This window comes from Methanomethylovorans sp., assembly GCF_050177135.1.
Lineage (GTDB): Archaea > Halobacteriota > Methanosarcinia > Methanosarcinales > Methanosarcinaceae > Methanomethylovorans.
In genome coordinates this window covers 1-9641 of sequence record NZ_JBFXHJ010000085.1, presented here as the reverse complement: position 1 = coordinate 9641, position 9641 = coordinate 1, and the positions used below count along the sequence as shown (strand labels likewise).

The following is a 9641-nucleotide window of genomic DNA, read 5'->3' as shown; positions in this document are numbered from 1 at the left end:
CCTTGATCAGAGCATTGAGGGCAGGACCGGAAGTGTCTTTGAAGGGATCACCTACGGTGTCACCTACAACTGCAGCCTTGTGTGCATCAGAGCCTTTTCCACCAAAGTTTCCATCCTCTATGTACTTCTTGGCATTATCCCAGGCTCCTCCGCCGTTATCCATTGTAAGTGCAAGCAGCAAACCTGCAACAATAAGGCCTATGAGCAGTCCGCCAAGAGCAGATGGACCAAGTAAAAGGCCTACTGCAAGCGGAACTACTATTGCAAGGAAACCAGGGATGGCCATTTCACGGATGGCTGCAGCGGTCACAATGTCCACACACTTCCCGTATTCCGGTTTTGCTGTCCCTTCCATGATACCGGGAATCTCTCTGAACTGACGGCGTACTTCATCGACTATCTTGACAGCTGCCTTACCTACTGCCTGCATAGTGACAGCTGTGAAAAGGAAAGGTAACAGTCCGCCAATGAAGAGACCTACGAGCACTACTGGCTCATCCAGGCTCAGGTTGAGGGAAGCACCAGCAGGTGAAACCTTGTGCTTGTAATCTGCGAACAAGGCAAGAGCACCCAAAGCCGCAGAACCGATCGCATAACCTTTTGTAACAGCCTTTGTGGTGTTACCTACTGCATCCAGGGCATCGGTGACCTTACGCACGCTTGAAGGCATGCCTGCCATTTCAGCTATACCGCCTGCATTATCGGTGATGGGGCCATAGGAGTCAAGTGCAACGATTATACCGGTCGTGGAGAGCATTGCTGCAGCTGCAATGGCTATACCATATAACCCGACTTCAGGATCTGCCATGCCTCCCACAACAAAGTAAGAAGCAAGTATACCGAGGACGATTGTTACCACAGGCAGAGCAGTACTCTCAAAACCAATGGCAAGGCCAGAGATAACGTTAGTTCCTGCACCGGTCTTTGAAGACTCGGCAATTGTCTTCACAGGGCGGAATTTCGTAGAAGTGTAATATTCGGTGATAACCACCATGAAGACCATGATCACTATGCCCACTACAGCAGCAAGATAGATCCTCATATCATTCATCAGTGAATTGGTGATGAAGTAGAAGAATACAAGACTGATGATAGCGGAGCCTGCAACACCTTTGTACAATGCTTTCATTATTTTGCCGTCAGCTCCTATCTTTACGAAGAAGACCGATATGATGGAAGCGATAATGGCGGACGAACCCAGCATAAGGGGATACAGGATAGCATTGGGATATTTGTCAATTACAAGTGAACCAAGCAGCATTGAAGCGAGCACAGTGACCACATAAGTTTCGAACAGGTCTGCTCCCATACCGGCACAGTCACCTACATTGTCTCCTACGTTGTCGGCAATAACAGCAGCGTTGCGAGGGTCATCTTCAGGGATACCTGCTTCGATCTTACCCACAAGGTCTGCACCTACATCAGCTGCCTTTGTGAATATACCGCCGCCAACCCTGGCGAACAGGCTGATAAGACTGGCACCGAAACCGAAACCTACTACAAGGTCTACATCGCCATAAAGTATGTAAAATCCGCTGGTACCGAGCAAGGCAAGTCCGACCACTGCAAGACCTGTGACAGCTCCACCACGAAATGCCACATGCATTGCTTTTTGCAGACCACCGGCAGCAGCATGAGCTGTTCTGACATTTGCTCTGACAGATACGTTCATCCCTATGTACCCTGCAATAGCAGAACTAATGGCACCCACCAGGAAACCGATGGCGATCTTATCTCCTTCCGGCAGCAGTGTGTATATAAGGGCTGCCAGAATTATTGCCACAATAGCTATTGTTTTGTACTGACGATTCAGATAAGCCATTGCACCTTCCTGTATGGCAGCTGATATTTTCTGCATCTCCTTTGATCCAGTGCCTTCTTTCAGGACACTGCTTGCAAAGAAGCCAGCGAATATCAGACTGACAAGACCGGCAAGAGGTGCCAGGTAATATAAAACATCCATTATGTAACTCCTCAATTTGTCTTTGGTTCTGATTTATGTATAAGTATCATATTAGATAAGCTGTGTTCACAGCTCATGTATAAATGAGACTGGCTCGCGCTAATATTCTTCAATACTATATAAAAAGTTGGTTATGATCTTAAGCTCCGGATAATATCTTGATCCACTTAAAGTTATGTTCCTCCTCCCATCTGCATCATATCGAACTCAATGGAATCCGGGACCTCCACGGAGAATACAATAACATTGCATCTTAATCTCCTTGCTACCGTAATGGCATTCTCCTGTTCGTGTGTGAGTTTTCCGTCATGGCTGGCAATGCAGAACATTTTTCTTCCGCCTTCGTACTTCACCATAAAATCAAAATACTGTGCATAATCCCTCAGGAACTCTACCAGAAGCGATAGCTCCTCCCAGGTGTCACACATATGTATCCCTTTGGTGGCCGAATTCTCTACATACCAATCCTTGCTCATATATGGGTACTTGTCGTATTGTTCCTTTATTTCCTCAAAGGCTTTCATAACCTTTTGCAGATCTTTTTTCAGATTGACCCATTTCCATTTCTGCTCGGAAAAATGACGCGCAGCTACTATTGCAACTATGGCATCCTTATCTTCTTGTTGAAGTATCATGGTAACACCTAGAATTCATCATCCTGTGCATAACTCCTATTTAACTTTAAGGCGATCTCAGCTTTTTTAAGCTCCCTTCCGAGATAGCCGGCATGTTCCAGAGTAGATACAAGTTGCATATCAATAAGGGTATCCAGTACAGCTTTTGCATTGGTGCCCACTATCGCAGAAGTTTCATGCTCTGCAACTATCAAGCCTTTACTAGTTCTTTCTTCATCAGGCATGATCCCTATCCTCACACTTCCGGCCGGATCGATCTTCCACATCCTGCGCTCTTTAGCTTTCCTGAACTCGGAAGGCATAACTGCATCGGTCCGCCTCCTTTTTTCTTTAAGCTCTATGAGGTCTATGCCTAGGTCCTTTGGGGAACTCTGTCTTTCCGTGGCAAGTATCATCATTTGAGAGGCGACCTTTAATTCTCTTATCGATCCCTGGGCCTTGTAACTGTACTCAGGAGTGAAAAGTATGCTTGCACCCACTTCTGCTGCTATGCCGCAAAGGGTCGCATTTACCCCATGGGAGTCAACATCAAGAAGTTCAGTTACGTTCCCTGCTCCAAAGAAAACAGGAATTTCAGGGAACAATTTATGGAATTCATAGTATCGCACAATGGAACTGGCTATGCCGTGGCCAATGGGGTCAAGCACAGGGTCTGCAATGATCTTCCGGATACCCATTTCTTTTGTCTTTTTGATATTTTTAACAAGACTGTCCAGTCCTTCAGAGTTATCAGGTATGATCACAACAGGAACTTCTGCAAGTGCTGCGAGAGGACCGATCTCATCAAGATTGCTGCTATTAAGACTTAAGACCAAGTCCACACCTGTTTCTATTGCACAGGTGAGAAGAGCGTTTTCAAGTGTATCGATACTGATGGGCAATGTCGTCACTTTTCTGGCGGTGCGGATAGTACGCTCCACATCTTCTGGTGTGGCATTGAGGGATGCTCCCAGATCTATCATGTCCGCACCCCGGTGCACAAAAGTCAATATTTTCTTTTCAAGGGCAGTGGTTTCCATACCAGTGGCATCCACTATCTCGGCCAGTATTTTCATGCGGCTGCCCCCTCCAAGCTTGAGGTCCTTTATCCACATTAAAGGTTCACAGGAGGCTTCCAGCTGTTCCACTTTCTCCAGGGCTAATTTCTTTCTGACATCTGCAAGCAGTTCACAGGCAGGTACTTTGGTGGAGAATTCTATCTTTCCTACAAAATCCAGCACATATCCCAGGTCATAAGCATGTTTCGGACCGAGGTATATCTTAGTGCCAAGTTCTTCCGCAACTCTGGAAAAATCCCCGGATACCAGGCCAGGAACGAATATGATATCGTAATGTTTTTGCAGCTGTTGGTCTTTCAAGGCTTCAAGAAGCCTTCGCGGTGTTATAAATGCTGCGATGTCTATGTCCAGTACAATCGTATGCGCTTTTGAACCCACGGCTTTCCTTACAGTACCTTCTGCAAGTTTTGCCGTAGCAACCAGGATATCCATGTAACCTAATTGTACAGGTAGTTAAAAAGAATATCTGCTGTAAAAAAGAAAAGACCAGGTGCAGTGATGTCACCTGGATGATCTTCATTCAGTTTATTATATCGATAATTGATCCTCCATGCCTTCTCTGGCCAAGAGGTTCAACAATTGATTGGCGTGTCCTGCTATAGACAGATGAATTGTTAGCTACTGTCTGAGGCATTGCACTTGCTGTATTCTTCGGGCCAAGCACCTGTGCAGACTGGACACCTGTCATAATGGCCATCACACGCACCTTGCCTTCATAGTCTTCCCTTATCCTTGCACCCCATATGACATTTGCATTGGGTGAAAGTTCATAGGTAAGGGATGAAGCTATCTCTTCTGCTTCTTTCAGACTGAGGTCCGGGCCGCCTGTAATATGCACAAGGCTACCTGTCGCTCCTCTGTAGTCCACATCAAGTAAGGGGTGATTCAGTGCAGTGCGTACTACATCATTGCTCTTATCCTGGTTCTTGCTTTCCCCGACCAGCATTACAGCTACACCGCCACAACCCATGATCGCTCTTATGTCTGCGTAGTCCAGATTTATTAGAGATGGCTGTGTGATGGTCTCGGTGATGCCTTTTACGGTTTCCGCAATGAGCTGGTCCATTACTGAGAAAGCCTGCTCTATAGGCAGGTTTGGTACGTATTCCAGCAATCTGTTATTGTCAAGCACTATTACAGTATCAGCAGCTTTGCGCAGGTCCTCAAGTCCTTCTTCTGCCTTGACGGTCCTTGCTCTTTCCACCCTGAACGGACTGGAGACCATGCCTACTACTATGGCTCCTTGCTCCTTTGCGATCTCTGCTACAACAGGTGCGACACCGGTACCGGTTCCTCCGCCCATGCCTGCAGTGATGAATACAAGGTCTGTTTCCTTGAAAATGTCTTCAAGTGTACCGCGGGCCAGTTCTGCTGCCTTTGCGCCTACTTCAGGATATCCTCCGGCACCAAGCCCGCGGGTAAGTGTCTTACCCACAAGGATCTTCTTGTCGGCTCTGATATTGTCCAGATGCTGTTTGTCTGTATTGATGGCAATGGTCTCTGCACCGTCTATGCCGATATTGTATAGCCTGTTGACGGTATTGTTTCCTGCGCCACCACAACCTACGATCGTGATACGCGGCATTCCGAAGCCGTCAAGCTGATCATCCACTGCTACTGTTTTTCGATACTCTCTATCCTTTTCTGTGTGTTTTAATGCTTCCTGTACTATGGATTGCACGTTCATCCCCTCGTTGGATTACTGAGTACACTTGTGTAATGAATATGTGAATGACCACATAGCTGTAATATGTGGATTTCCACGGATTCCTTCTGTGTGGAATTGTATCATTACCCTACAGTGCTACTATATATTTCTACTTGTTTTTATACTTATGTATTTATATTTAAAGTTCGAGGTAAGCACACATACCTACAGTGCAGGACAGCTTGCCTCTCCCTTATCTCTCTTTATACCATCATGATGCCCAGCATGATGCGTGGCAGCAGATGGAAAATCAAGTCAGATCCTCTTTCAGAAGGTACTTGATCGTTGTTGTGGGAGTATGCTGATGTCAGACAGATCTCAGACTAAGGCGACAAGAATACCACCAACATCCGTCATCTATCATCTTCATACACAACTTTACCAGCCCTATATTTTACAGATTGCTGTATATATATGTGTTTGTCGAATACATTTCCATTGTTCAGAAAAACATGCTGGTAGATGCATGTGGTCACACATAGCACTAAAAGCAAAAACATATAACAATTGTCACACATGAATGCACTAAAAGGGACATGTCCATGAATCTTCATCTATCTCCTGAAAAATCGCCTCAGAAGATCTTTGTATGTTTGAGGCAATGGCTTCTCATTAGTATATGCCTGGCCCTATTGCTCCATGTGTGTGCAGCAGATAACACAGCCGCATCAACAGCCGGAAATGACACAGATCTTGCGGGCATGTCTTTTCAGCAGTATATCATTGATCTGGATATGAGCTATGCGGATGGGATACTTGTGCAGGAAACATGGACACTTCTGCCCGGTAACGCAAATGTTACTCTGGTAGGTCTCTCAGTTCCAGCAGATTCCACAATAATGCTCTTTCAAAAACAGGATATGTCTGATGCCACCTCTGCAATGGATATAGAATATGACCGGACAGGAGATATCCTCTATTTCAGTGAGAATATCACTTCTGTATCATCGGGGTTGCCGCAGTTGTACAGTCTGGTCTATCTCTTACCGCAAAGGTCCAATGGGCAGTTCACCAAAATGCTCACACTACCAGGATACCAGCCATCTTCGGTCCACTCTCTTGTGCTGAACGTGAAAACAGATCAGGGTTTTGATCCGGTGATAATTGACGGGAATGGGATGTCATTATCTTCTAATTCCAGGCGCGAGGGTAATATCACGACTTTCTTTTTCTCCCATCCGGCCTTCAATGAGATCACAGTGTCCACAACAAAGGTAAAGACATCAAATGGTCCCATGTACTTGTCTGCTTTGTTCTTCTTAGTTGGCCTGCTAGCTCTTGGAGGCGCCATCTATCTGAATAAAAAGAACAAAGGTAGGCTCGAGGATACAGACTTTCAGGAACTGGAATACAGGTACGCTGCAATACAGAAAGTCCTCTCAGCAATTGATTCGGACCTGAAGGACAAGATCATCGATGAAGATGTTCATAGTTCTATGTCCGTCAAATACAAAAAAGAGGCATCTGCAATAAAGAAGGAACTTGACAAAACATCGGATAAAAAGCAGAAACGTTGAACTGCGCCGGAATAAAGTGCTAACTGGAACATTTTTTGCAGCCTCATTTTGCCGGGTATGCTTCGCATTTGATCGGTTTCAGTTCTTTAATATCAAGCGTTATCCAGCCAATATCATAGCTTTGCCGCATGAAGGGCATATCAGCCCACTGCGTATTCTATTATCTAGCTAATGCTTATTTTTAAAACCTCAAAAGCCAATTGGATCAAATGGTAAGGGTCTGCATTATAAAATAAATTTTTCGGATATGTTTTAGAGTAAAGAAGAAACTGAATAAGTTAATCAAAATGTCAAATATGACTACGTATGTAATCATAAAACATTCCTAAGTAAAAGGATTATATACTATGAAAATAAATCAAATCTTTACTTCATATCTAAAATAATATGGAGAAAGCAACAGAGGTGATAAACTGAAGACATTGTCTATCTATCTATCTATTGTATTGCTAATTTTAGTATTACTTACAGGAACGTCTTTTGCAGATACAAGTGACGACGACTATCTCAAGAAAGTAAATTTTGACAACAATTCACTTGAGATAAGTACTAATCTTAAAAATTTTGATGTGGTGACACCCAACACTGAAGCTTTTATGAAAGCTGCAGAAAATGACAAGGTCAGATTAACTCTATTGGGAAAGGAGCTTGAGCTTGAACTAAAAGAAACAAATGTAATCAGTGAAAGTGCGAAAATAATCAAAGAGAATAAAACAGGCATCTATTTTGTAAATGCTCCATATGTAGATACCTATAGTGGATATGTAACTGGTAAGGATGATAGCAGGGTATCATTGACTGTAGCAGATGATGTTCTTATTGGAAGTATCAGGGTCGAGAATAAAACATATATCATTGACCAAACAAACCAAAAACAGGCTGGAAATGTCATTCATGTGGTTTATGATCTAGATGATTTTAAAGAACGGGAAATTAAAGAATATAATACTTGTGGCGTTGATGAAAAGGAAGAAGCTGTGAGCAATGAGATATTTGCAGAGAGCTTGTCTTCAGAAGGGGCGATTACATCTTCCATATTAAGTTACACTCAGATAGACATCCTGCCATGCTATGACCAGGATTTTGAAGATGATTATGCTAATCCAATAGCTGAGATTGTATCTATGGTTAATGAGGTAAATGGTGAATTAGCAAATGCGAATGCAGACTTGAATATTCATTTCTTTAAAAGATACGGCTATCTAAATGTTGGGGATGGTAGTGCAGATGCCACATTTGATTTTTTTGAAGACGATATAAAGCCCTATCGAAATATGACCGGCAGTGATTTGGCTATGTTGTTTTATGGAAAAGATTTCCCAGGTGATACAATAGGACTTGGCTGGAGTTTTAATGGAGACTCTGGAAGAGCCATTACTGTTGTTCAAATGGTATCTGCGGGTCTTTTTTCCAGTTATCAAGCTACATATAATGGCAGATGCGTCCTTATAACTCATGAATTCGGACACAACTTCGGTGCGAGTCATGAAGAAGCTTATAGATGGCCTGTTGGCCATGGTTGGCATTATACCTCTATGTGGTCTCCATTCGCAGGCACTTCATTCTTAGATGACTATATGGAAGTTGAATACTCGGATTTAAATCGTCACGGGAATGCATCGCACAACAACATATTGCATGTGGCAGCTAATAAAGAAATTATATCAGACTTTAGGGAATTACACTCTGATGTCGACACCGTTGGAGTTTACGACAATGCTGGTACTTGGGCCTTGTGGAACCTATCTTCCGGTTATCTGGACATTGTTGGATATGGATGGTCAGGGACAAAGCCGGTTGTAGGAGATTGGGACGGTGACGATGAAATAGAAGTTGGTATCTATGACCCGGTAAATTACAGGTTCTTGTTAAGATTAGATTCAGGCAGTTACCAAACAATTCCACTCGGATGGGCTGGTGTTACTCCGGTTATAGGCGATTGGGATGGAAATGGAAATGATGAACCAGGTGTATATGACAATGCTGGTACTTGGGCTCTCTGGAACCGTAACACTAATTCTGCAGATATTGTAGGATTTGGATGGTCAAACACAAAACCGGTTGTGGGCGATTGGGACAACGATGATGCAACTGAGGTTGGTATCTACAACACTGCTGGCAACAATTTCTTGCTTAAGACTGGATCTAGTTATCAAACAATAGGCCTTGGGTGGGCTGGCGTTACTCCGGTTATTGGTGACTGGAACGGAGATGGGACAGATGAACCAGGTGTATATAATAATGCTGGTACTTGGGCACTGTGGAACCGTAATACCAATTCGGCAGATATTGTAGGCTTCGGATGGTCTGGAACAACTCCTGTTGTAGGTCATTGGACTGGTGTTGACGGTAAAACTGGAGTTGGTATCTTTGAAGCTACCAACAATAGGTTCCTGTTGCGGGTAGATTCTACTTTAGATCCAGTATTCATAGATCTTGGATGGAGCGGAGTTACACCCGTAATAGGTCATTGGAATGAGTATTCAACGTTTGTTTAATTTCAATGAACGTAGTATGTTTAATTGAGAATAGAAGAGCTGGTTTCAGCTCTTTCTTATTTAAAATATCTGAAATCTATTTTAAAGAATAAACAGATGTTTGTAAGAATAAAGGATAAGGAAGAAATATGGGAAAGAAAATAGACACAATTACAGGCATTGTAGTTGTATTATTGTTAATTATTACAATTTATGCTTTTTCGCAACAGTATATTGAAGTGAAAGAACAACAAGATCGTTTAGATAATATATCGGAAGAGCG

At 43.5% G+C, this 9641-nt stretch carries 6 protein-coding genes; 2 read left to right on the top strand and 4 right to left on the bottom strand.

All coding sequences use genetic code 11. The annotated features are described in order from the left end of the window. The 4 genes from AB7U21_RS07820 to ftsZ all read right to left on the bottom strand — a co-directional run. A partial coding sequence (locus AB7U21_RS07820) for a sodium-translocating pyrophosphatase (RefSeq protein ID WP_428388118.1) occupies positions 1-1963 on the bottom strand: 1963 nt, incomplete at its 3' end. A 173-nt stretch (positions 1964-2136) separates the two neighbouring features. Continuing rightward, positions 2137-2598 carry a hypothetical protein gene (locus AB7U21_RS07815; RefSeq protein WP_428388116.1) on the bottom strand — a complete coding sequence of 154 codons (462 nt, stop codon included), beginning with the start codon at positions 2596-2598 and terminating at the stop codon, positions 2137-2139. Positions 2599-2606: 8 nt separating this feature from the next. Next, complete coding sequence (locus AB7U21_RS07810) at positions 2607-4088, bottom strand: dihydropteroate synthase-like protein (protein WP_333787073.1); 1482 nt, start codon at positions 4086-4088, stop codon at positions 2607-2609. An 88-nt stretch (positions 4089-4176) separates the two neighbouring features. Further along, positions 4177-5337, bottom strand: a complete 1161-nt coding sequence (gene ftsZ, locus AB7U21_RS07805; protein ID WP_333787072.1) for a cell division protein FtsZ — start codon at positions 5335-5337, stop codon at positions 4177-4179. A gap of 569 nt (positions 5338-5906) precedes the next feature. Between ftsZ and AB7U21_RS07800 the strand changes: the two genes are divergently transcribed. Together AB7U21_RS07800 and AB7U21_RS07795 are read left to right on the top strand one after the other, a co-directional pair. Further along, a complete protein-coding gene (locus AB7U21_RS07800) occupies positions 5907-6881 on the top strand; it encodes a hypothetical protein (protein ID WP_428388113.1) in 975 nt (324 codons plus the stop codon). Between the two features lie 422 nt (positions 6882-7303). Next, on the top strand, positions 7304-9379 hold the full coding sequence (locus tag AB7U21_RS07795) for a M12 family metallo-peptidase (RefSeq protein WP_428388111.1): 2076 nt from the start codon (positions 7304-7306) through the stop codon (positions 9377-9379). Positions 9380-9641 lie beyond the last annotated feature (262 nt).

Coding starts and splice junctions, on each gene's coding strand:
- AB7U21_RS07815 (WP_428388116.1), bottom strand. CDS start 2,598: ATGATACTTCAACAAGAAGATAAGGATGCCATAGTTGCAATAGTAGCT.
- AB7U21_RS07810 (WP_333787073.1), bottom strand. CDS start 4,088: ATGGATATCCTGGTTGCTACGGCAAAACTTGCAGAAGGTACTGTAAGG.
- AB7U21_RS07800 (WP_428388113.1), top strand. CDS start 5,907: ATGAATCTTCATCTATCTCCTGAAAAATCGCCTCAGAAGATCTTTGTA.